The organism is Methylobacterium sp. WL18, assembly GCF_008040015.1.
GTDB classification, from domain to species: Bacteria; Pseudomonadota; Alphaproteobacteria; order Rhizobiales; family Beijerinckiaceae; genus Methylobacterium; species Methylobacterium mesophilicum.
Genome location: NZ_VRVD01001330.1, coordinates 1 through 457 on the forward strand (window position 1 = coordinate 1; position 457 = coordinate 457).

Annotated in this window: 1 pseudogene; it reads right to left on the reverse strand. The window is 76.8% G+C overall.

Annotation, left to right across the window (positions count from 1 at the left end):
- A pseudogene (locus FV228_RS32595) lies at positions 1-457 on the reverse strand (hypothetical protein); the annotation flags it as partial.

Genomic DNA, 457 nt, shown 5'->3' on the forward strand with positions numbered 1-457 from the left:
GGTGTCGATCGTCGGGCCCGGGGAGCCGCCGAGCCCCCCGAACGGGCTCTGCCGGTTGCCGGGCTCGGCGCCGAGGCGTCCGGGGACGTCGCGGGGCAATTCGGGCAGGTCGGGCAGCTTCTGCAGGTCGAGGCGGTCGCGCTCCCGCTCGAACCGCGGCGCGTCCGGCGACTGCAGGCGATCGGGCGCGATCCGGTCGTCGATCCGGAGCCGCTCCATGGTGAGCCTGCCATCCGGGGCGATGTCGGCGGTGAGCACGCCGCGGACGCTGCCCTGGCGCGGCACCCGCAACCCCGCGCGTCCCGACACGGCGAGGCCCGAGCCGAGGTCCAGTCCCCCGCCGGCGCGGCCGATATAGGCTTCGACCGACAGCGTCCTCAGGCCGGGCGGGAACGGCAGCCCGACCTGGGCGGCGTTGGTCACGGCGAAGGCGCCGGCCTCGGTGGCGCCGGTCACC